We start from the raw sequence: 23504 nt of genomic DNA, 5'->3' as shown, positions 1-23504 counted from the left end.
TTGGTGGCAGTGCCGCAAGCATAGCTTGTGGTATGCAAGGGTATAAGAATGGGAGATTCGTTTATGAAAGATTATTTAAAAATAAAGAACAATCCGGCGGCCTGTGGAGAAAATATGATTCAGGGCGACTGCTATCGCATTACGGTTCTGACTTCTCGACTGCTTCGGCTGGAATACAGCGCGGAAGGCGTTTTTAACGATGCGGCTACCCAGATGGTTTTGAACCGTGATTTTCCGGTTACATCCTATCAGCTTAAGGAAACAGAGGATGAGCTGCAGCTGATGACAGAGCATTTACAGTTAAATTATGACAAAAAGGAATTTACCAGCCATGGACTTTCCTGTAAATGCCTGGGTGTGAAGAACGCTTATTTTTCCAGGACCTGGCATTTTGGAGAACCCGAGGAGATGGGCGGATTTATTGGGAATCTTGGGGGAACGGCCCGTACGCTGGATACGGTAAACGGAGCCTGTGAGCTGGAAAGTGGCATTTTGTCCCGGAGCGGGTTTGCCGTGATTGACGATTCCACATCCTTGCTGCTTGCGGATGATGGTTTCGTACAACCCAGGAAAAAAGGCGCTAAGGATTTGTATTTCTTTGGATATGGGCATGATTATTTAGACGCGCTTAAAGATTTTTATTATTTGTGCGGCAAAACACCTATGTTGCCCAGATTTGCACTTGGCAACTGGTGGAGCCGTTATTATCAATATACGGAAGAATCTTATATGGAACTGATGGATCGGTTTGATAAAGAGGAGATTCCTTTCAGTGTGGCGGTAATTGATATGGACTGGCATCTGGTAGAGATTGACCCTAAATACGGCAGCGGCTGGACAGGATATACCTGGAATAAAGACTTTTTCCCGGATCCCAGGCGCTTCTTACAAAAGCTTCATGACCGCGGCATGAAGACAACGCTGAATGTCCATCCGGCAGACGGTATCCGTGCTTATGAGGATTGTTACCCGAAGGTGGCAAAGGCTATGGGGGTAGATACTTCTAAAGAAGAACCGGTGAATTTTGATATTGCTGACCCGAAATTCCTCTCCGTTTATTTTGACGAAGTGCATCATCCTATGGAAGAAGAAGGTGTGGATTTCTGGTGGTTAGACTGGCAACAGGGAACGAACACAAAAATTGAAGGGCTTGACCCCTTATGGATGCTGAATCATTTCCATTATTTGGACAGTGGCAGGGACGGAAAGCGGCCAATGACCTTTTCCCGCTACGCAGGCCCCGGTTCCCACCGTTATCCTATCGGATTTTCCGGTGACACACATATCACATGGGAGTCTTTGGATTTTCAGCCTTATTTTACAAATACGGCTTCTAATATAGGGTATGGATGGTGGAGCCATGATATCGGCGGCCACATGATGGGATACAGGGATGAGGAGCTTGAGGTTCGCTGGTACCAGTACGGTGTGTTCTCACCGATTAACCGTCTCCACAGCAGTAACAGCAGATTCAGCGGCAAGGAGCCCTGGAAGTTTAGCATGGAGGCAGCGCACGTGATGGGCGAATTTTTACGTCTGCGCCACAGACTGGTTCCATATCTGTACACAATGAACTATCGCGCATGGAAAGAAGATAAACCGCTCTGCCAGCCGATGTACTATCTTGCGCCGGACGAGTTTGCATCTTACAAAGTGCCCAATGAGTATTTATTTGGTACAGAGCTGTTAGTAGCGCCTGTGACCACCAAGCGGATTCCAAGTGTACGCCTTGCAAAGGTTAACGCATGGCTGCCGGAGGGACTTTGGTTTGATTTCTTCACGGGAACTGTTTACGAAGGAGGCCGCACAATGGAATTGTACCGGCCGCTGTCCCAGATACCTGTTCTGGCCCGTGCAGGTGCGATTGTGCCTATGACGGATGAAATCAGCGCGAAGGAAGTAGAGCAGAATCCGAAGCATCTGGAAATCAGGGTATATGCCGGAGCTGACGGCGCCTTCACCCTTTATGAGGACGACAATGTTTCCTGCGGCTATGAGCAGGGCGATTGTGCAAAGACACCAATGGAAGTATGCTGGGCGGATAAAAAAGCATTTACTTTGCATCCGATTGAAGGAAATACGAAACTTTTACCTGAAAAACGCGCTTATACGATTCGTGTGATTGGAAGCACGGCCGAAAAGGCTGTTATTTTGAAAAATGGCAATGAAATTGAAGCGCAGGTTACTTATTGTGCAAAGTGCCATGAGCTTTGTGTTGCGCTTACGGATGTGACGGCGGAAGATACGGTTGAAATCCGTCTGCCTGAAGATGCAGCTGTAGTGGATAACCCGATTATGGAGCAGGTGGATGAGCTGCTTAATATGGCTGAGATTCCTTTTATGCAAAAAGAGGTTCTTTTCGCACTTATGGATAAGTGTAAAGGACAACTGAATGTTTTGGCTGGTGAACTGCAGGCAATGGACCTTGATGATGGGCTGCGGGGCGCATTGTTAGAAATTGTGACTGCTTATCAGATGTAAAAAGTATTAGGCGCTTTGTGGTGCAATTCAGATAGTCAAATAAATTATATCAGGGCAAAAACTGGACTTTGTAATGTCCAGTTTTTGCCTTGTTATTTCGGTTAGGATGTTTGACTTGGCCTATAAATTGAAAATCTGGTTTCTAATTGATTCATTTCTACTATAAAGTGGATGCTTTCGCTTGATCTTCCCAGGTTACTTGATTTCCCGCTTGCGTACCTCGGAAGGGGTACATCCATATAAATTCTTAAAACTTGCATTAAATCTTTTTTGATTTGTAAATCCGTTTTTTTCCATAACTTCTGAAATCGGTGTGGTTGTGTAAAGTAAATCCTGATAAGCATGATTTAGCCTTAGGCCTGTGAGATATTCCTGGAATGTGATTCCCATGCTCTGGCGGAATAGGCGGCAGAAGTATTCCCGGCTGATGGACAGCTGGTCCGCCACATCCGACAAGGAGATGGGATCGCTGTAATGTTCCTCGGCCCAGGAGAGTATCTGATGGATCCGGTCGGTTAATAATTGATTTGAATCGGGCGCTTCTCCCTGCTCCCGGATTCCAAAATGGCGGAGAAGATGGGCAAGGGCCTGCAGGATGATGCCTTCCGACTCTAATGAAACTTCAGGGGTTTCTAATAAGTACAGCTTGGTCAGCCGGGTCATCATCTGGCATATTTCCAGGTAGGCGGAAAACTGTTCGTCACGGATTTCGTCAGGTACGCAGTGAATCTGATAAAGTTCAATATCCGGCAGATAGCTTTTGAGTTTCTCCTTAGAAACATGGATACAGATATTCATGGCTCTCTCTCCGGAGACTAACATGCTGTGTGCCTGACGGGACTCTATTACCGTGAGGTTTTTTTTGGGAAGGTGATATTGCGCTCCATCCATTAAAAGCTCCACATCTCCGTTAAGGGGATATAAAAATTCCAGAGTCTCGTGCCAGTGCAACGGATTAAACCCACCGGGAAGGGTCTGGTAGAGAATGCGGATTCCCAGAGGGCTGCTCTTTTGGGGCTGCTCGTAATAGCTGTGATTCATAGGGTACCTCCTCATAATTGGGCAAAACCTGATGTACAAATTTGTATCTGTTTACTTTATATAATAATATCAATATTGCCTTAAAACAAGTCAAAAAACTATCTAGTTCAAACCCATTTAAAGGAGTATGCTCCATATTGTAAACGGAACGGAGATAAAGATAACAGCTCCGGAACATAAAAAGCAAATCTGATAGAAAGGTGTGACAAATCATGAAGAATTATTTAAAAACAATGGTAGAAAATTATTTTGTGAACAATCTGGTTGCTTTGTGGCATGTAGGAAATGAAGATGCACCTGAAGAAGTGCTGAAAAGAAATTCCTATACACTGTTAAATGTATCACCCAGATTTTTCTAAGAAGAAAGAAAACTAAATAAGAAATAACAAGAATGAAACAAAATATCAAAATAGCAAAAACAAAAATCAAATAAAGAAAGAGGTGCTAAATTATGAAGAATTATATGAGAACAATGGTAGAAAATTATTTTGTAAACAATCTGGTAGCTTTGCTGCATGTAGGAAATGAAAATGCACCTGAGGAAGTGTTGAAAAGAAATTCCTACGCACTGTTGAATGTATCACCTAGATTTTTCTAAGAAGAAAGAAAAATTAAATAAGTCATAACGAAAACTGAATAGGAACGAAGTAGAACGATAAATAGAAAAAAAGAAAGAGGTGCCCAATTATGAAGAATTATATGAGAACAATGGTAGAAAATTATTTTGTAAACAATCTGGTGGCTTTGCTGTATGTAGGAAATGAAAATGCACCTGAGGAAATGCTGAAAAGAAATTCCTATACACTGTTGAACGTATCACCCAGATTTTTCTAAAAGAGGGATGATAACAACAAAAAGTAACATAGCAGACAGTCAATAGAACTGAAACAATAGAAACAAAAAATGAGGAAGGAAAGGTATCATGATTATGAAAAATTATATGAAGACAATGGTAGAAAAATATCTTGCAAATAACAAAGTCGTTTTATTGCATGTAGAAAATGAAGATGAGGCAGCTGAGATGATGAAAAGGAATTCCTACACACTGCTGAATGTGTCTCCTAGAGCGTTCTAAGACATTTTAAGGACATAAGAAAAAATAAAACGAAAAGAGAAGAAAAATGCATTTTAGATACCAGTAAATGGCCGGTGTTTTCCAAAAAAGAAGACACTGGCTTTTTCATTCCGGCAGGCAGCTATCAAGCAGGCCCCGGACAGAAAAATAACTCCGTTGAAGAATGAAATTATGAATTATTCGTTAAAATTGAATGAAACACTTTCGTTAACTTTTGATTTGTGATATAAAAATATAGTACCCTTCTAAAAAATGCTGCGAAAAATAAACGTTAATTGGTAAGCTGCCGGCGAAGCGTGGCAGCTTATGATATTGTGTTCCCTTTTTAAACGAGCAGGTTATAGAGCATGGGGAAATTAAGAAAGAGGATTTTATAAAAATGGATTTGATGAAAAGAAGTGCTTCGATCACACTTGCGATGACTCTATTTGCAGGTATTTTGGGAGGATGTGGGAATAAGGATACCAGCGGACTTGTATATACTACGGATTTTAAAGCAGAGGATTATGTTGACTTAGGTGAGTATAAAGGTGTGGAAATTGAAGTTGCATCGCCTGAGGTTTCAGATGATGCTATGAAGACATATATAAAAAGCGCTTTTTCCAATTATGCGGAGCCTGTAAGCGGCCGTAGTGTGGAAATGGGGGATATTACCAACATTGATTATGAGGGCAAGCTGGACGGGGTGGCCTTTGAGGGAGGAACTGCAAAAGGTGCAGAACTGGTGATCGGATCAGGTAGATTTATTCCGGGTTTTGAAGATGGTGTTGTGGGGATGGAAATTGGACAGACTAAGGATATTGATTTAGCGTTTCCGGATCCCTATGCCAGCAATCCGGATCTGGCGGGTAAGGATGTCGTTTTTACTGTGACAGTCAATGGAATCAGCGCGCCTCATATTACGGACGAGCTGGTGGAAGGGCTTGGCCTTACGGACTGCAGCACGGTGGAAGAATATGAAAAATATGTATATGATAATTTGATGGCCCAGGCTCAGGCGGATTTTGAGGAGCAGAAGATGGACGAGGCAGTGGTGGCAGTGGAGGAAAGCAGCAGTTTTAAGGAGCCTCCTGATGGTATGGTAAACAGACTCAATGAAAATTTGACCAATACCTTGACTTCCTACGCGCAAATGTATGGCATGGAACTCCAACAGTATATATCTTATGCTTATGGCAGTGGTGTGGAGAATTATGAAGAATTTTTGCTGGAACAGGCAAGGTTTACGGCCCAGCGTTATATTATGCTGGCGGCGATTGCAGATAAGGAAGGTATTTTAGTGACAGAGGAGGAGCTGGAGGAAGATTTTGCCAAGATGGCCGAGCGTTATAAGTATGAAAGCGTAGAGGCTTATAAAGCGGAAATTGATGTGGATGCCTACAGGGAATTTCAGCTGATTCAAAAGGTAAGAGAATTTCTTGGAGAGAATGCAGTGGTAAAAAGTCCGGTTGTTTCTGAACAATAGGCGGATTTAAAAAGCATAGCGGTGTTTTAGCTGTCTATATAATTGGAAGCAGGGAAGATATTTTAATGTACAGGGGATTCTATGCAGGACATAAGCGCTTAGTCTTTCGTTTATGCAGGCAGATATGGGTGTGAAGCGGGAAAATGTATAAAAATAAGAAGAAAAAACGAGTCAGATGGCTTGCGATGGCTATGTCATTATCAATTATGCTGTCAGTGGCAGACCCGGTAGGGGCTACCTCTATTTCTGATTTGGAAAAGCAAAAGCAGGAGCTGGAAGAAAAGAAAAAAGAAGCGGATGCAAAGAAGAAAGAAGAACAGCAAAGATATAATAACGCTTCGGGCAAGGCGGATGCTATCCAGTCTGATGTGGATGCGGTGGCAGAGGAGATCGAAGAAATAGATGCTGCCTTGGTGGAAACCATTGCCAGTGTGGAAATGATAGAGGAAGAAATTGAGGAAAAAGAAGAACAGATTGAGGAGACGAAAGCAGATCTGGAACAAGCCAAAATTGTAGAGCGGAACCAATATGAAGCAATGAAGCTGCGGATTCAGTTTATGTATGAGAGGGGAAACTCTTCTTATTTGGAGCTGCTCTTAGCCAGTGAGAGTATGGCTGAAATGCTCAACAAAACAGAGTATGTGGAAAAGCTGTATGAGTATGACAGAAAGCTTCTTGCTGATTATCAGGCAGCCAGAGAAGAAGTGGAGGCTTTGCAGGAAAAACTGGAGGAAGAAATGGACGAGCTGGAGGCTCAGCAGCATGAGCTGATGGAGGAAAAAGCAAGCCTTGAAATCATTTTAAATGAGAAGAAGTCTACTTATGACAATTATGAGGCCCAGCTTGCCAAGGCAAGGCAGGAAGCGGCAATTTATAAAGCGAATATTAAGAGACAGAATGATGAAATTAAAAAGTTAGAAGCCCAGGCGGCAAGTAAGCAGTCTGAAATAGAAGAAGCAAAGAGAGCTGAGGAGGAGGCAAGGAAAGCGCAGGAGCTGGCTTTGCAGAGAGAAGCAGAGGAACGGGAAAGGCGAGAAAAAGAATCTTCCGGAACATCTTCCTCTGACACATCCGAAAAATCATCTTCGGATTCGTCATCCTCCTCAGGGTCGTCCTCCGGAGGGGGATATGCATCAGCGTCCAGCTATTCCGGCTCAGGCAGTAAGGGACAACAGATTGCAAATTATGCATGCCAATATATCGGAAATCCTTATGTACCAGGGGGAACAAGCTTAACAGAAGGGGCGGACTGTTCCGGATTTGTCTGGAGAGTATATAAGGACTTCGGCTATAACCTTCCCAGGACATCTTATTCTCTTAGAAGTACGGGAACGGGAGTTTCGTATTCAGAGGCGAGGCCAGGAGATATCGTATGTTATGCAGGGCATGTGGGTATTTATATTGGAAACGGGCAGATTGTACATGCCAGTACGCAGAGAACGGGGATTAAGATTACCACTGCTACCTATAAGGAGATTTTGGCGGTAAGGAGAATCGTATAAAACAAGAGGATGAACTGTTGTTACTACCATATATACAGGTGTGAGGGGCAAGCTTGTGCAAAAGCCAGGAATACTTTATAATGGTGTAAGAAGCTCTAAAGGGCCCAAATCGGCGCCGAAGATTGTTGAAAAGTTTAGTGCGGAAGAATGAGAGGAAAAGAGATGTCAGATTTTGATGAGAGAGATATGAACGAGATAGAAGAATTGGAAAGTACGGCTTCAGATACAAAAGAAACAGTCGGCGGAAACGAAGGAGACGGTGAGAAAAAGGAGAAGGAATATGAGGATGTCTGTTTTATCTGCCGCCGCCCTGAAAGCAAGGCGGGAAAAATGTTTAAGCTGCCCAATAACATTACGGTGTGCAACGACTGTATGCATAAGACCATGGATACGGTGAGCCAGTTTGACTACCAGGGAATGCTGAATAATCCGTCTTTTATCGATGACCTGAATAAAAATATGAGCGGTAAAGGGTATCCCAATATTCGCTTCGTTAATATTGCGGACTTGCAGGGAGAGGGCGGAATCCCCAACAAGCAGAGGCTTAAAAAGAAAAAGCCTAAGACCAAGAAAGAACCGGTGCTGGATATCAAAAACATTCCGCCGCCTCACAGGATCAAGGCCCAGCTGGACGACTATGTGATTGGGCAGGAACATGCAAAGAAAGTGATTTCCGTGGCGGTGTACAATCATTATAAAAGAGTGGCAACAGGCACCATGGATGACATAGAAATCGAAAAGTCCAATATGCTGATGATTGGGCCTACGGGATGTGGCAAGACTTACCTGGTAAAGACCCTGGCAAGGCTTTTGGATGTGCCCCTTGCCATTGCAGACGCCACCTCACTTACAGAAGCGGGCTATATAGGCGATGACATTGAGAGTGTGATTTCCAAGCTCTTAGCCGCCTCGAATAACGATGTGGAAAAGGCGGAGAGGGGAATTGTCTTCATAGACGAGATCGATAAGATTGCCAAAAAGAAAAATACCACCAGCAGGGATGTCAGCGGTGAGAGTGTACAGCAGGGGATGCTGCGTCTTTTGGAGGGCGCAGATGTGGAGGTGCCGGTAGGAGCCAACAGCAAAAATGCAATGGTTCCCCTGGCAACCATCAACACAAGAAATATCCTATTTATCTGTGGCGGCGCTTTTCCTGACCTGGAGGAAATTATTAAGCAGCGTCTGAAAAAGCAGACCTCCATAGGATTTAATGCGGAGTTGAAAGATAAGTTTGATAAGGAAAAAGATATTATCAGCAGAGTGACAGTTGAGGACTTAAAAAAGTTCGGCATGATACCGGAGTTTTTAGGACGCCTCCCCGTTATTTATACATTGGCAGCGCTTGATAAAGCTATGCTGGTTAAAATTTTGAAGGAGCCGAAAAATGCTATCTTAAAGCAGTACCAAAAGCTTCTTGAGCTGGACGAGGTAAAGCTGGAATTTGACGAGGGCGCACTGGAAGCAATAGCGGAAAAGGCCATGGAGAAAGATACCGGCGCAAGAGCCCTTCGGGCGATCATAGAGGATTTTATGCTGGATATTATGTATGAGATCCCAAAGGACGACAATATTGGACGTGTGACGATCACCAGGGAATATATTGAAGGAACTGGCGGGCCGATTATTGATATCCGCAGCATCAGCGGGGAAAATCCGGATAATTTGAAGGTGATTGAAGATAAAGGGTGACGATAGGGATTGGGAAGGCTGACGATGTTTGCTCAATAAGCCGGCCAACGAAAAGTAACAATGCCTACCCAATAAGCCAGCCGATGAAGCGTGATGGCGTTTGGTGCTCTCTTTTTTTGTACAGAAATTGAGAGGAAAAAAGATGTGAATGATATATACTAAAGCTGTCAGGAGGATTTTCGGATATGGAATGGATAGAAAGATTAAACAGTACAATAGTCTATATAGAGGAACACTTAACAGAAGAAATTGATTATGAACAGCTTGGCCGGATTGCCTGCTGTTCCACGTTTCATTTTCAGAGGATGTTTACTTATATGGCAGGGATTCCTCTGTCCGAATACATCCGCAAAAGAAAGATGTCTTTAGCGGCTGTGGACTTGCAGGGGAGCGATGCGAAAATTATTGATATAGCAGGGAAATATGGATATAGCTCCCCCACTGCATTTAATAGAGCGTTTCAGTCTATCCATGGGATTGCTCCTTCCGCCGTAAAAAATGAAGGGGTATCCGTAAAATCCTTTCCGCCGATTACCTTTAAAATCACTGTGAAAGGAGTAGAAGAAATGCAGTATCGAATTGAAACGAAAGAGGCATTCCGCATTGTGGGAGCATCTGTTCCGCTGTACGAAGATATTGAGAAAAACTTTACGATTATCCCCTCTAAGTGGCAGGAAATATCTGTAAATGGAGCATTACAGAAGCTGATTGGCATGATGGATATGCAGCCTATGGGTGTGCTTGGTGTCAGTACCTGTAATGATACGGAACCATGGAAGTACTATATTGCCGTAGCGGCTTCGGGGGATAAGGGTGAATTTGAAGAATATGTTGTGCCTGCGGCAACCTGGGCAATTTTTGCAGGTGAGGGGACAAACCAGTCTATCCAAGAACTTGAGCGGCGTATTGTGACAGAATGGCTGCCGACTTCGGGATATGAGTATGGAAACGCCCCGGACATTGAAGTTTACCTAAATCCCGATCCTCAAAACGCACAGTACGAAGTATGGATCCCGGTGGTGAAGAAGCAAGTATAGATGAGGTTACCCGCAAATTTGTGCTTAGAGCACAAATTTGCAGGTCAGGAAGGGAGCATGGCTATTATCGTGCAATAATTGGTATCATGTAAGTTAAAAACAGAGATGTTGAGCTGATAGATATGTGAGTTAGATCCCATAGTTTATCGGCTCTTTTTTTTGTATGCAAAAAATCAGTCCCTCCATTATAAAAAAGAGCACCACAAGTAAGGAGAGATGGCGGGTATAATAGGGTTATATCCGGATAAAAGTAGTAACAATATACAATAGAACGCAGGATAGGAGGATCATTATGTTAAAAAAGGGCAAAAAAATGTTGGCTTTAGGTTTAACAGGAGCTATGGTGATGGGGCTGATGGGCTGTTCAAATAGTACAGACAATCAGGACGCTGCGAAAGTAAACCAGGAGGAAACCGAAGATAGTAATGAAAAGTCAGATACGCAGGACGATACAAAGAAAGATGTGCTATCGGATAATCAGGATGGCGGGGCAGAAGTTGAAAATGACGTGACTTTGGAGGTGGAAGTAGGCTACACGGCAGAAGCGCTTGAGCAATTTCGAGAGGTTATAGATGATTTTACGGCGCAAACGGGCATTGAGATTGAACTGGTAACTCCCGGTGCGGATTATGAAACAGTTATGAAAACCAGGATGGCATCAGGCGATATGCCGGATGTGTTTGTGACGCATGGATGGTCCATTGCAAGATATAAGGAATATCTGACCAGATTAAATGACGAGACATGGTTTGAGAAAATTGATGCATCAATTTTACCGGTGGTATCCGATCAGGAAGGAAGTATTTATGTACTGCCCGTAACCCAGGGGATGAACGGTCTATCCTATAATAAGAGAGTGCTGGAGGATGCCAGTGTAAATGCTACGGAAATTCAAAGTATGGATGATTTTAAAGAGGCATGTGAAAAACTTAAAGAGAAGGGTGTAACGCCTGTTCATATTGGAGGAAAAGACAGCTGGACGACTGCAGGTCTTTATAATGTGATGGCTCCTGCATTTTATACGGCAAAGGGCTGCAAATATCCTTCGGGAGATACATTGAAGGATGGCAGCTTTGATTGGGATGCAAATGGAAAATATCTGTTGGAGGAAATTGCAGGAATGGTACAGGCAGGTTATTTCAATACGGATTTTATAACGGCAGATGAAACATCTTCCGTTATCGCTTTAGGTGAGGGGAAATGTGCCTTTATGTTTGGCAGTGTGGGATATGTGCAAAAAGCAAAAGCTGTGGTGGATGATGCGGAGATTGGAGTAATCCCTATGCCTTCTACTATGCAGGATGGAGAATCACAGTATATGACAGGTGAAGGAAGCTGCTTTGGCATCTTCAAGGATACGGAGCATATGGAGCAGGCAAAGCAGTTTTTAGAATTTCTTGCTTTGCCTGATAACGCCAACAAAATTATGAAGGCAGATGGGGAAATGCCGGCGCTTGACGGAATGGATAAGGAAGGGAGTGAATCTTATCAGGCATACCAGGAAAGTATCAATTCCTTTAACGTATGTTATGATAATCTTTTTGACAGAGAATACTTCCCCAGTGGCATGTGGTCTGTGATGACAGATGCGGTAATGGAAGTGTTTATGGATCCTGAGGAACAGGGAATTGACCGAGCGGTAAGTCTGCTAAAAGAAAATTATATTGACAAATATGAGGCAGCGCAGGAATAGAAAAGAGATACTTAGGCATTTAGGATGCTGTACAGGGAAATATGGGGGTAGATTGAAAAAATTGCGCTTACCCCCTGACAGGGGATATTAGAAACCGGAGGATGAGTGTGAAAAAAAAGGAAGTGAAAATAAATTTTTTTTATATTCCGGCAATATTGTTGATTTTACTTTTTGTGGTAAGGCCCTTTTGTGAAACAATTTTTATTTCTTTGACGAAATGGAATGGTTATTCTTCGGACAAGGTATTTATAGGGATAAAGAATTATGTGGATATGCTGAAAGATGACAGATTAAAAAGGGCATTTGTCAATACATTGATTTATGGATTTGCATCAACTTTTATGCAAAATGTGATAGGCTTGTTAATTGCGGTCTTTGTGGATTCACGTTTTAGAGGGAACAATATAATACGTGCGGTTGTTTATATGCCGATCATGATTTCAGGACTTATTATGGGTTATATTATGTATTTTTTCCTGACTTATGACAATGGCGTTTTAAATGACATGATTGGAATATTCGGATACGAACCTGTGGACTGGCTGGCAGACGGAAGGAGAGGCATATTATTTATCACTCTGATTAACACCTGGCAGTATGCGGGGAATTGTATGATTATTTATCTTTCAGGTATTCAAAGTATACCCCAAATGTATGAAGAAGCGGCGGTTATCGATGGAGCCGGTACATTCCAGCGTTTTAGGTTCATCACCCTGCCGCTGCTGCTGCCGGCTGTGACAACAGCGGTTATCACCAATTTGATTGGCGGCTTGAAGCTTTTTGACGGAATTATAGCTTTGACAAATGGCGGACCTAATTATGCAACCCATTCTATGATGTCGTATTTAAACAGCCAGTACTTTCTTGCGGAAAAAGCGGGATATGCATCAGCGGTGGGTATTTCAACATTCGTTCTAATTATGGTGATTTCGCTGCTATGTAATCAGTACTTTGAAGGAAAAAGCATAGAAGAATGATTTTTGGTGCGATTCTGCTAAGGGCGTAAGAAAGCATAAAGGATGGAAGAAGTGCATCTGGCCCTTCGCCAAAGGGTGTAGTCTGAGATACTGTAAGGGGAGTATATAAATGAATAGAATAAAACAAAAGTCCGGAACGGAAAGAAATTGGTGGAAGTATTTGTTGGCGGCTGTTATTTTGATTATATATCTGCTTCCTGTTTATGTGGTTGTGGTGATGTCACTAAAACCAATGACAGACCATACTTCCAGGCTGCTTCCTCCAGTAGAGATATACCTGGAAAATTATTTAAAAGTATTTAAAAACAGTAATATATTAAATGCAATGAAAAATTCCCTGATTATTACTGTGGGGACAGTGGCAATTGTTGTGATAGCAGGCTGTCTTGCCGCATATCCCATAGCCAGAAATAAAGGAAGGCTGGGAAGGGCAGTAAAGATTTTTGTTCTTGGCGTTATGATGGTTCCGGGGATGTCAATGGTGGTAGGGGTTTACTCTACGCTTGTTTCCATTCATGCCATATCTACTTACTGGGGAATTATTTTAGTAAGCGCAGCTTTTGGACTGCCTTTTTCCATTTACATGTATTCTAATTTTATAGCGGCGATACCTGATACCTTAGATGAAGCGGCAGCCATTGACGGGGCGGATGTGCTGACCATATTTTTTAAGATTATTTTTCCACAGTTAAAACCAGTGACGGTTTCTGTACTGTTAATGCAGGGAGTCTCAACATGGAATGAATATGGTTATTCGCTGTATATTCTTCAAAAGCCTGATATGTACAATGTGACTCTGACCGTAAAACAGTTTTTTGGAGAACAGCTAAAGGATTTAAATGGAGCGGCAGCTTCTGCGGCGGTTGCAATTATACCGGTTATTATTATTTATTTGTTTTTACAAAAATATTTTGTGAAGGGCGCTATAGATAGTGCGGTGAAAGGTTAAACGGTAAGATTATGTTAAGGCCTGCAAAAATATGTACTATTGAGTATAAACGCCTTGGAATGGAGGAAGATTGAAAATTAAAATTTTCAATCATGAGATTTGTGTCTGTGCGCTGCTTGCCACAAACTCGGTTATGCACAAAGGGCAGCGCAGAAATGGAGAGAAAAATGAAAAAAATTGCTTTTATAGGCGCAGGAAGTGTAGTTTTTACAAGAAATCTTGTACGGGATTTATTGACGTTTAAGGCGTTTGAGGATGCCGTGATTACATTAATGGATATTGACGAAGAAAAACTGATGTATGCAACAAAATCTGTGGAAAAAATCATTCAGGCAGGAAATTATCCTGCAAAGGTGGTTTCCACCACAAACAGGGCCCAGGCGCTTGAAAATGCGGACGGTGTGCTGAGTACGATTTGTGTTGGCGATATCCATGTATGGGGGAAAGATATGGAAATCCCTATGAAATATGGGGTGGATTATAATATTGGGGATACCAGAGGGGTGTCCGGTATCTTCAGGGCGCTTCGCACCTGGCCGGTTATGATGGACATCTGCAGGGATATTGAAAAATATTGCCCTGATGCAGTGTTTTTAAATTATACGAATCCTATGGCAATCCTGTGCAGAGCTATGCAGGGGGAGACGAAGTTAAATGTTACGGGGCTTTGTCATAGTGTGCAGGGAACGGCTGAGATGCTGGCCAATTGGATTGGGGCGAACAAAGAGGAGATCACCTATACATGTGCAGGCATCAATCACCAGGCGTTTTACCTGACGTATAAATGGAATGGACAGGATGCGTATCCGTTGATTGCAAAAGCGGTTGAGGAGCATTACCAGGAGGAAATTGTAAGAAATGAAATGTTCAGGCATTTGGGTTATTACGTGACAGAATCCAGCGGACACGCGTCAGAATATGTATCCTGGTTCAGAAAACGCCCCGACCTGATTGAAAAATATTGTACCCATGGGACCGGCTGGAATCCGGGGATACATTTTATGGCCAGAATTGATTATGAAAAAAATGAAGCCAACTGGCGAAAAGAGTTTGTAGAATGGGCGGATAATCCTGTAAACTTACAGAGAGGGAATGAATATGCAGCCCACATATTCAATGCGGTTTTTGGAGATGGCGCCATGTATGAATTTAATGGAAATGTGAGAAATTTTGGGTTGATTGACAATCTTCCTGCCGGGTGCTGCGTGGAGGTACCGGTTCTGGCATCGAAGAAAGGACTGGAGCCGATTCACGTAGGAGCGCTGCCGGCGCATCTTGCTTTACTTACCAACATAAGCGCCAGAATTGAAGAATTGGCAGTGGAAGGGGCAATTACCGGCGACCCTAGGAAAATTTATCAGGCATGTTATTTTGACCCGCTGGCATCTGCTGTTTTAAGTCTTGCAGAAATCAAAACAATGGTCAGGGAAATGTTTGAGGCAAACCGGGAATATCTTCCGCAATTTAAGCATTTTGATTAAAATCAGACAGCAGATATGCTGCCGAAAAGATTAAGACTTTTTAAGGGGATGTGAGAAATAAGATTTGTCCGTAATCTTTTATTGTGATATCGGGTAAACCACATGTGTATTGCGAAAATGTAGCTTATTTTCCACAGCCCCTTATAGGCAAGAAAGCAGGATTTGGGAAAGAGAAGCTTTGTTTTGAAGATTAGCATTGGAGGTAGTATTGATTGAAAAAACATTCACTTAAGGTGTCTTTATACTATGTGTTTATAGGATCTGTTTTTATGCCGTTTATTGTCATCAGTCTGATTATCTCCTATTTTTTTCACAACCAGTTGTTAGATAACTATAAAGTGAATAATCAGATCATCCTACAGACGCTGTCAAATTATCTTGACAGCTCCTTGCAAAATTCCGAGCGTTTCTTTTTTTTATATTTATTTGATACAAACGTTTCTAAGTTTTATCGTTCTGTCAACAAAAATGAAATTAATTATTCCCAGGAAAATTTATATAAATATGTTCGTGATTCCGTCAGATACAGGAGCTCTTTAAATAATTATCTGACAATGTTCAACTCCCATTATAAGGGGATAGGCTTTATACCGGAGCATGCCAATCAATACAGCTGCTTTTATTTGCAAAGGTATGAAAGTAATGTTATATGGTATCAAAATGATGAAATGGACAAGGAAGAATGGTACCGGGGGATGATAAGACTCCCTTTGGGAAAGGTACTTTTCCTGCCGGAAAGCATCATGAAAGGATGCAAAGAATATCAGGAAACGGAAAATGTTTTTTGTATGCTGCGTGTTACAAATCATCTGGAAACAGCATCCAGGCAGGGATATACTTTTTTGGAATTGTCTGATGCTATATTTTCAGATTTGGCAAAGGAGGTTTCATTGCCCGGGGGAGCAGGGCTGGCAATATATTTTCCGGACGGCACGTCTGCCTATGCAACGGATGATAAATTTATGTTCGATAAAGATGTCCTGAAGGATTTAATGGATGTGGACGGCAAAAGGGTTAAAATAAACAAGGGTAATTATTACGTGTATAGTATGAAAGAGGAAGAATATGGATTTTTGATTTGCTATCTGCTGCCTCAGAGTATTGTTTGGAAACAGGCAAACGAAACGTATCTTTCTATATTGCTGATTTGGTTTTGTTCTATTATTATATCTTTCGTGATATTTGCCGGGTTAAGTAAAAGGATTTCCATTTCCACAGGCCAGATCATGGAGTATATCAAGAAGTATCGGCTTGGAGATGGAAAAAAGGAGCGGAATTTGCTGCCTGAAATGCCCATAGAGGAATTTGACAATATATCTGTAGCGTTAACAGAGATGACAGATAGGATCACCAATTTGATAGAACATGAGTATATTTGGAAAATCAATCAGCAGATGGCGGAATATAAAGCAATGCAGGCGGAAATCAATCCCCATTTTTTTAATAATGTAATGAATTCTTTGCTGGCGCTGAACAGAATAGGAGAAAAGGAAAATTTAGAAAGAGGAATTTTAAACTTATCCAGGATGTTCAGATATACCTGCGAGCATGGGTATGAATCCACGATAGAAAAGGAGTGTCATTTTATAGAAAGTTATTTGATATTGGAAAAGGTAAGATTTGAAGAACGGCTGAATTATGAAATCAGAATAGAAAAGCAGTTAAAGGAGCTTTCGATTCCCAAGCTGCTGCTCCAGCCGATTGTTGAAAACATTATACGCCATGGAATGCCCCAGGATGGGAGAGGTATAAAGATTTTGCTGCATGTGTGTGAGTTAGGAAGCCGTTTTGGGAAAAGGTTTATTTGGATTATGATAGCAAATAATGGCGTTCCGTACAAAGATAAGGAACTGTACTTAGAAGGCAGAGTTGGGATTCGTAATGTAAAGGAACGTCTTATGATTTCCTATCCGGACTCTTTTTTCTGGTATGACAGAAAAGGAGAATTTCAGACAATTTGCAATATATTGATTTGTAAAGAATAACGAAACGATGGTCATATTCCAAGCAATATGTATGCGTTCATTCCCCAAATACGTTTGGCATGAATTGACGTAAGGAGTTATAAATCAAGTAGTAGGAGCATGTATGAGAATATTAATTGCGGATGATGAGAGATTAGTCAGGGTCAGCCTTATTTCCATGCTCCGGGAGCTGTATCCCGGAGAACATGAAATTGATTGTGCAAAAGACGGTGAAGAAATGGTGGAAATGGTAAACAGAGCTTCTTATGATGTGGTTTTCCTGGATATAAATATGCCTAAAAAGAGCGGCCTTGATGCATTAGAACTGTGTAAGCCGTATTTTGACGGAACTGTCTGGTGCGTTTTGACAGGATATACGGAATTTCAATTTGCAAAACGTTCCATTTCCCTGGGTGTGAAAGAGTATTTGCTTAAACCATTGGACATTCAGGAATTAAAACATTTTATGGATGCGATAGTAAATGAAAAAAAGGGGAAGAAAAAGGACAGGCGTCAACTTTTTGCAAATAAAATAAGCCAGGCCTTCGCGCTTGCAGATACGATGGGAATTGTAAATCAAATGTGGCCGGAAAGGAAAGAAGCACAATATAGTATTTATCTTTTTTTGGCAGATACGGCAGGAAATATCGAAAGACAGGCTGTGTATGCAAAATTGTATGGGGATTTAAAAGAAAATCTCGACCGCATAATCGAAGAAACAGATCAATATGCGCTTTTTTTCTTACAGTCCGGCGAACTATGTCTGTTGCTTGAGGGAAAGGAATATGACAGGATAAGTGCCTATTTGAAGATACATGGAACAGAATATGATATGAGAGCTAAAATAACCGCCCTATGGTCTAAAGCCAAGGACTTTAAGGAACTATATTTGCATAAGCAGCTTTTGCTGGCGTTGTCGCCAATCCGCATTTTGGAGGATGATTTAACAACAATATCTATGGAGGAGCTGCGTAATCGCAGCAGAATTATGGAAAAACGGTATTTCTGTGAAAAGATTGAAATGTTGACAGCCTGCTATTTGACGGAGAATTACGAGGGAGCCAATAAGATTTTACAGGAAATGGAGGGAAATGAAAAACTAAAGGAGACTTTTGGACAGATAAGGAAAGACTCATTGCTGTTTTACCTGTCAGTTGTGTGGAATGATAAGTTTGAAGGCAGTGCTTATGAGGAATTGGTGAGACAGCTGCGGGAAGTGATTCAAAAAGGTATTGTGGAAGGATGTGGGAGAAAAAAGGATCTGATACAACAGATTAAGGATTACGTGGCAGCTAATTATATGGAAGATGTAACCATTGCGGCGATAGGAAACCGGTTTGGCATTACGCCTTCTTATATCAGCCGGGTCTTTAAAGATAAAACAGGGGAAAAGTATATTGATTATGTTACCCATATCCGAATGAAAAAAGCCAGGGAAATATTATTAAACGAACCGGAGGTATCGGTAAAGGAGGTGGCTGAACGGGTTGGTTATGTAAGTGAAAAACATTTTTCAAGAACCTTCAAAAAATATTTTCATTGTAATCCTTCCTTGCTTGCCAGCAGCCTGTAAATTTGGGCGTGGCATAGGTTTATCCTTGGAAAATTTGTCTTTACAGTATTTCTTTGTACAACAATTTAGTCCAGAATTTTGCATTTCGTGCAAAGTCCGCAGGTAAGGGTATAGGGAAAGATTGACAAAAGAGAGAATTTATTGTATGATTTACAAAATTTATACCAAAGGCTGTGAAGAGAAGAGTAAGTGGTTAGATATGTTACAGAGAGTCTGGTTAGATGAGAACAGATGCAGAAGGAACTACTGAAAATGGTCTCGGAGCTGCGTACCGAAGCTACTGTGAAGAAATCATTAAGAAACTTTAAGGCATCAAAAAACGTTGCCTAAGGGTTGCTGAATGTTTCAGAAAACACCCTAAAGGGTGGGCATTTTTCCTACGGATTTATGTTGCTTAGAAGCGGCAACATGGAGGTTATGACGCTTAGGCTACGACGGGTTCACCCGTTACAGTGATAGACTATCGATGAATCATTTCTCATCCGTAGTTGATAAGGCTTATATCGTGAGATATAGGTGAATTTAGGGTGGTAACACGAAGCGTTTGCTCTCGTCCCTGAAAAAGAAATTTTTCAGAGAGGAGGGCTTTTTTTATGAAGAAAATGGAATGACGCAGCTGTCACAGAAATCTAAGTTATCACAATAAATCATAAGGAAATGAGGTATGTAAAATGAGAAATATTTTAATTGGCGGGGCATGGGTGTATGCAAATGGTTCATTGCATATAGGCCATATAGCAGGATTATTACCCGGAGATGTATTGGCCAGATATCACAGGGCCGTGGGAGATAATGTATATTTTGTGTCGGGAAGCGACTGCCACGGAACTCCCGTAGCGTTCCGGGCTAGACGAGAGGGGAGAGGGCCGCAGGAAATCAGCGACTTTTATCATGAAGAATTTGTGGAATGCTTTCAAAAGCTGGGATTTAGCTATGACGTATATACCAAAACATCCTCAAAGGAACATCAAGATTTTGTAAGGAAATTTCACAAAAAATTGTATGAGAGCAATTATGTTTACGAAAAGGAGGTTCCACAGGCATATTGTGAAAGCTGTGCCGGCTTTTTGGCAGACCGGTTTGTGTTAGGAAAGTGCCCAAAGTGCGGAAAGGACACCAGGGGAGACCAGTGTGATGCATGCGGGGTGGTTTTAGAACCGGAGAATCTTACGGAGGCGGTTTGCGCAGTTTGCAAAAGGCCTGTAAGCTTTAAAAATGCAAAGCATTTATATATAGCAATTACAAAATTAGAGGCTGAGTTAAGAGCATTGGTTGAGAGCCACCCCAAGTGGAGAAAGAATGCCATTGCATTTACGAATCAGTATATCGAAGATGGGTTAAGAGACCGGGCGCTGACAAGGGATTTAGAATGGGGGATAAAGGTTCCCAAAGATGGTTATGAAAGAAAAACGATTTATATATGGGCGGAAAATGTGTTGGGATATTTATCTGCAAGCAAGGTGGCTGCCGAAGCAAGAGGCAGTGATTTTCATACACTTTGGGGCAAAGAAGCGAAACATTATTATGTGCATGGCAAAGATAATATACCGTTTCACACGATTATTTTACCGGCGCTTTTGCTGGGCAATGGCGCGGGATGGCATCTGCCGGATCAAATTGTGTCAAGCGAATATCTGACATTAGAAGGAAGAAAGATATCAACCAGTCAAAATTATGCAATCTGGGTCAAGGAGTTATTAGATCATTATGAGGCGGATTCTATCCGTTACTTTTTGCTGGCAAATGGTCCGGAAAAGAAAGATGCGGATTTTTCATGGAGAGAATATGTCCATAGTCATAATGGTGAACTGCTTGGAGCGTACGGAAATTTTGTGAACCGTTCGTTAGCGTTTGTTATAAAATATTTTGATGGGGCTGTACCGGATGGAGCAGGAAATCCGTCTATTGATAAACAAATAGAGGAGCTGTTTGTTTCCGTTGGAAGACAGATTGAAAACGGTGCTTTCAAAGATGCAATTGCTGAAATATTTGCTTTTATAAGAAGTGCAAATAAGTTTTTTGATACGCAGCAGCCATGGCTTACCAGGACTACCGATAGGAGGGCATGTGAAAATACGCTTAACCAATGTGTTCAAATTATCGCTAATTTAGCGGTTTTATTAGCCCCATTTTTGCCATTTTCATCCGATAAAGTGTGTAAATGGCTGGGGATAAATAATCAATGGGAAAAGCAGTCTGTACCGGGGGGCTATTTGCTCCCTGAGGTGGAAATTTTATTTCAGCGGATTGATAAAAAGGTGATAGATGCTGAGACAGAAAAATTAAAATCTATTATACCGTATAGATATGAGTAAATTTCAGAGTGTTTTTTCACGAGTGCACTGAAAAAGGCAACCGGCTGATATAAACTGTTTGACGTTTTGAAGGGTTAGGTCATATATTACAAGAAAAGGATAATGGAATTATGGATGACAGATCAGGAAAAAATTGTTTCAAATGATTATTATGACATAATTGCCGATTACACTTTACCGGAAAAATTATGGGGCTCGCTGAGAGATTTTGTTTATCAGCCTGTCAGTGGGGAAATAGGGGTGGTTTATGCCAACCGCAGGGAAGTCCCCCAACTGAGTGTAAGTGAGTTTACTTATCAGGCTATTCCTAAGCTATATGGACTGATGCAGCAGAGCGAGCCCTTTGATCCTACGCCTTTAATCCGCAGTGGGATTACGGAAATGCAAAACAGTGCCCTTAACTTAACGGGGAGAGGTGTTATCATAGGTTTTCTTGATACGGGGATACGCTATGACGATCCGGTATTCCGGAATCCGGATGGCAGCACGCGAATATTGGGAATCTGGGATCAGAACGTACAGACCGGCACGCCTCCGGATGGCATTCTTTATGGTACGGAGTATAAGCGGGAGACCATTGATTTAGCCTTGCAAAGTGAAAATCCAAGAGAAATTGTGCCCAGCTATGATGAAAATGGACATGGCACGGCGTTAGCTAGTGTGGCGGTAGGAAGCAGTCTGGAAAATGGGCTTGGATTTTTAGGCGCGGCGCCAGAGGCTGATATTGTAATGGTAAAGCTTAAGGAGGCAAAGCAATATTTGAGGGATTTTTATCTGATCCCGGAGGATGTGCCTGCCTATGCTGAAAGTGATGTAATGGTTGCGATCAAATATCTGGAAAGCTATGCAGTATCTCTGTTAAAGCCTTTGGTTATCTGTTTTGGTCTTGGGACGAATATGGGAGATCACAACGGGCATCAAATACTGGGAGGTTATTTAAACCTGATTGCAACAAAGCGCAGCAGGGTAGTGATGGTGTGCGGAGGAAATGAGGGCAATAGCGCCCATCATTACGAGGGAACTTCGATAGAAGGGCTTTTGGAGACGGTAGACAACGTAGAAATCAGGGTGGATGGAAATACCAAAGGGTTTACGGCGGAACTTTGGGGGAATGTACCGGCTAAGCATGCCATATCCATACGTACGCCTGGAGGGGAGGTTACTTCGCGGGTGGATTTCAGAGACCAGAACAGGCGGGAGTTTTCTTTTGTGTTTGAACGGTCAAGGATTGAAGTGGATCATATTCTTGTGGAACAGGGCTCAGGAGAAGAACTAATCTTTTTCAGATTTATAGACCCTACGCCGGGAGTTTGGACGATTCAGGTTACAATCAGCGAGAATGGTTCCGGAAGCATTTTTAACATATGGCTTCCGGTCACAGACTTTTTGCAGAGTAATACTTACTTTTTACGGCCTTATCCTTATGGAACGCTGACGGAGCCTTCTAATGCCCGTGAAGTAATTACAACCTCTACTTACAATGATGAAAATGGAGGTTTTTGGGCAGATTCGGGAAGAGGGTATACGAGACAGGGGCGTGTAAAGCCCGATATCTCATCCCCAGGTGTTAATATCAGTACGATACTTGGCCGGAGAACAGGCTCCAGCTTTGGAGTGGCACTTGCATCAGGGGCTGCCGCACAGTTTTTGCAATGGGCGGTGGTGCAGGCAAACCAGCCAAGGGTGGAGAGCAGAGAGCTTAAAAACTATTTAATACGCGGGGCATTCAGGGCGCCGGGTGAGAATTATCCGAATGGGGAATGGGGGGCGTATGGTAATATAGTGTCAAGTTAGCAAGGAACCAGTAAAATCAAGGGTTTCCGCTGATTTAGTCCTATGAAAAAATGCTGTGAAAAAATTTTCGACATGTCGAAAACAGCAAAATTGGATAAGGACGGGCCTGTTTTTAACCAGAAAACCGAAAATCAAGCAACTTGACACTAATATACCACAAAGCCGAGTGGTGTTGTAAAAAGTGTGCCTAAAAGGGGTGATAACTGAATATTTTTGAGTTTAGGTAGGACTAAGTTAGCTTTTCATGCGGACAAGTATTGTGTCTGCGCGGCTGATTTAGTCCTATTTCTTATTGCACCATTTTAACAGGAGGTACGAATGAAATCAAGAGAAATGACGTAAGCGTCAAATAAGATAGTGGATAGAAAAATAACCACTACCCCTCTATACTGAAAGGGCAGTGGTCATCGGCACCGTTCCTGTACCATGGGATCCCATGGCAGATAGTCATCCAGATATTCCGGATTC

Annotated in this window: 17 protein-coding genes; 16 read left to right on the top strand and 1 reads right to left on the bottom strand. The window is 42.1% G+C overall.

Going from position 1 to position 23504, the window contains the following annotated elements:
• Positions 1–63: 63 nt before the first annotated feature.
• On the top strand, positions 64–2481 hold the full coding sequence (locus tag D5281_RS16890) for a glycoside hydrolase family 31 protein (protein ID WP_160561278.1): 2418 nt from the start codon (positions 64–66) through the stop codon (positions 2479–2481).
• A gap of 195 nt (positions 2482–2676) precedes the next feature.
• On the opposite strand, the gene D5281_RS16885 is transcribed toward D5281_RS16890, so the two are convergent.
• Positions 2677–3522, bottom strand: coding sequence for an AraC family transcriptional regulator (locus D5281_RS16885; RefSeq protein ID WP_160561277.1), 846 nt, complete (start codon positions 3520–3522; stop codon positions 2677–2679).
• 212 nt (positions 3523–3734) lie between these two features.
• Between D5281_RS16885 and D5281_RS16880 the strand changes: the two genes are divergently transcribed.
• From D5281_RS16880 to D5281_RS16810, 15 genes are all read left to right on the top strand, one after another.
• Positions 3735–3881 (top strand): hypothetical protein, encoded by a 147-nt coding sequence (locus D5281_RS16880; protein ID WP_160561276.1) that lies wholly within the window; start codon positions 3735–3737, stop codon positions 3879–3881.
• Positions 3882–3973: 92 nt separating this feature from the next.
• Positions 3974–4120, top strand: coding sequence for a hypothetical protein (locus D5281_RS16875; RefSeq protein WP_160561275.1), 147 nt, complete (start codon positions 3974–3976; stop codon positions 4118–4120).
• Between the two features lie 89 nt (positions 4121–4209).
• On the top strand, positions 4210–4356 hold the full coding sequence (locus tag D5281_RS16870; protein WP_160561274.1) for a hypothetical protein: 147 nt from the start codon (positions 4210–4212) through the stop codon (positions 4354–4356).
• A 620-nt stretch (positions 4357–4976) separates the two neighbouring features.
• Positions 4977–6062, top strand: coding sequence for a trigger factor (gene tig / locus D5281_RS16865; protein WP_160561273.1), 1086 nt, complete (start codon positions 4977–4979; stop codon positions 6060–6062).
• Between the two features lie 143 nt (positions 6063–6205).
• Positions 6206–7564, top strand: coding sequence for a C40 family peptidase (locus D5281_RS16860; protein ID WP_277935421.1), 1359 nt, complete (start codon positions 6206–6208; stop codon positions 7562–7564).
• A gap of 162 nt (positions 7565–7726) precedes the next feature.
• Positions 7727–9253 (top strand): ATP-dependent Clp protease ATP-binding subunit ClpX, encoded by a 1527-nt coding sequence (gene clpX / locus D5281_RS16855; protein WP_160561272.1) that lies wholly within the window; start codon positions 7727–7729, stop codon positions 9251–9253.
• A 185-nt stretch (positions 9254–9438) separates the two neighbouring features.
• Entirely contained in the window at positions 9439–10290 is an 852-nt protein-coding gene (locus D5281_RS16850) for an AraC family transcriptional regulator (protein ID WP_160561271.1), read from the top strand.
• 292 nt (positions 10291–10582) lie between these two features.
• On the top strand, positions 10583–11983 hold the full coding sequence (locus D5281_RS16845; protein ID WP_160561270.1) for an ABC transporter substrate-binding protein: 1401 nt from the start codon (positions 10583–10585) through the stop codon (positions 11981–11983).
• Positions 11984–12084: 101 nt separating this feature from the next.
• Positions 12085–12960, top strand: coding sequence for a carbohydrate ABC transporter permease (locus D5281_RS16840; protein ID WP_160561269.1), 876 nt, complete (start codon positions 12085–12087; stop codon positions 12958–12960).
• 109 nt (positions 12961–13069) lie between these two features.
• Entirely contained in the window at positions 13070–13909 is an 840-nt protein-coding gene (locus tag D5281_RS16835; RefSeq protein WP_160561268.1) for a carbohydrate ABC transporter permease, read from the top strand.
• A 167-nt stretch (positions 13910–14076) separates the two neighbouring features.
• Positions 14077–15390 carry an alpha-galactosidase gene (gene melA / locus D5281_RS16830; RefSeq protein WP_160561267.1) on the top strand — a complete coding sequence of 438 codons (1314 nt, stop codon included), beginning with the start codon at positions 14077–14079 and terminating at the stop codon, positions 15388–15390.
• Positions 15391–15602: 212 nt separating this feature from the next.
• A complete protein-coding gene (locus tag D5281_RS16825) occupies positions 15603–17375 on the top strand; it encodes a sensor histidine kinase (RefSeq protein ID WP_160561266.1) in 1773 nt (590 codons plus the stop codon).
• Positions 17376–17478: 103 nt separating this feature from the next.
• Positions 17479–18927 (top strand): response regulator transcription factor, encoded by a 1449-nt coding sequence (locus tag D5281_RS16820; RefSeq protein ID WP_160561265.1) that lies wholly within the window; start codon positions 17479–17481, stop codon positions 18925–18927.
• A gap of 671 nt (positions 18928–19598) precedes the next feature.
• Entirely contained in the window at positions 19599–21242 is a 1644-nt protein-coding gene (gene metG, locus D5281_RS16815) for a methionine--tRNA ligase (RefSeq protein WP_160561264.1), read from the top strand.
• A 114-nt stretch (positions 21243–21356) separates the two neighbouring features.
• Positions 21357–23036 (top strand): S8 family peptidase, encoded by a 1680-nt coding sequence (locus D5281_RS16810; RefSeq protein ID WP_160561263.1) that lies wholly within the window; start codon positions 21357–21359, stop codon positions 23034–23036.
• The last annotated feature ends 468 nt before the right edge of the window (positions 23037–23504 follow it).

Origin of the sequence: Parablautia muri (genome assembly GCF_009917485.1) — a bacterium.
GTDB classification, from domain to species: Bacteria; Bacillota; Clostridia; order Lachnospirales; family Lachnospiraceae; genus Suilimivivens; species Suilimivivens muri.
This window is presented reverse-complemented; position numbering and strand designations above follow the sequence as displayed.

Excerpts from the sequence above, each read along its gene's own strand:
- D5281_RS16890 (WP_160561278.1), top strand. The coding sequence starts at position 64 with ATGAAAGATTATTTAAAAATAAAGAACAATCCGGCGGCCTGTGGAGAA.
- D5281_RS16885 (WP_160561277.1), bottom strand. The coding sequence starts at position 3,522 with ATGAATCACAGCTATTACGAGCAGCCCCAAAAGAGCAGCCCTCTGGGA.
- D5281_RS16880 (WP_160561276.1), top strand. The coding sequence starts at position 3,735 with ATGAAGAATTATTTAAAAACAATGGTAGAAAATTATTTTGTGAACAAT.
- D5281_RS16875 (WP_160561275.1), top strand. The coding sequence starts at position 3,974 with ATGAAGAATTATATGAGAACAATGGTAGAAAATTATTTTGTAAACAAT.
- D5281_RS16870 (WP_160561274.1), top strand. The coding sequence starts at position 4,210 with ATGAAGAATTATATGAGAACAATGGTAGAAAATTATTTTGTAAACAAT.
- tig (WP_160561273.1), top strand. The coding sequence starts at position 4,977 with ATGGATTTGATGAAAAGAAGTGCTTCGATCACACTTGCGATGACTCTA.
- D5281_RS16860 (WP_277935421.1), top strand. The coding sequence starts at position 6,206 with ATGTATAAAAATAAGAAGAAAAAACGAGTCAGATGGCTTGCGATGGCT.
- clpX (WP_160561272.1), top strand. The coding sequence starts at position 7,727 with ATGTCAGATTTTGATGAGAGAGATATGAACGAGATAGAAGAATTGGAA.
- D5281_RS16850 (WP_160561271.1), top strand. The coding sequence starts at position 9,439 with ATGGAATGGATAGAAAGATTAAACAGTACAATAGTCTATATAGAGGAA.
- D5281_RS16845 (WP_160561270.1), top strand. The coding sequence starts at position 10,583 with ATGTTAAAAAAGGGCAAAAAAATGTTGGCTTTAGGTTTAACAGGAGCT.
- D5281_RS16840 (WP_160561269.1), top strand. The coding sequence starts at position 12,085 with ATGAGTGTGAAAAAAAAGGAAGTGAAAATAAATTTTTTTTATATTCCG.
- D5281_RS16835 (WP_160561268.1), top strand. The coding sequence starts at position 13,070 with ATGAATAGAATAAAACAAAAGTCCGGAACGGAAAGAAATTGGTGGAAG.
- melA (WP_160561267.1), top strand. The coding sequence starts at position 14,077 with ATGAAAAAAATTGCTTTTATAGGCGCAGGAAGTGTAGTTTTTACAAGA.
- D5281_RS16820 (WP_160561265.1), top strand. The coding sequence starts at position 17,479 with ATGAGAATATTAATTGCGGATGATGAGAGATTAGTCAGGGTCAGCCTT.
- metG (WP_160561264.1), top strand. The coding sequence starts at position 19,599 with ATGAGAAATATTTTAATTGGCGGGGCATGGGTGTATGCAAATGGTTCA.
- D5281_RS16810 (WP_160561263.1), top strand. The coding sequence starts at position 21,357 with ATGACAGATCAGGAAAAAATTGTTTCAAATGATTATTATGACATAATT.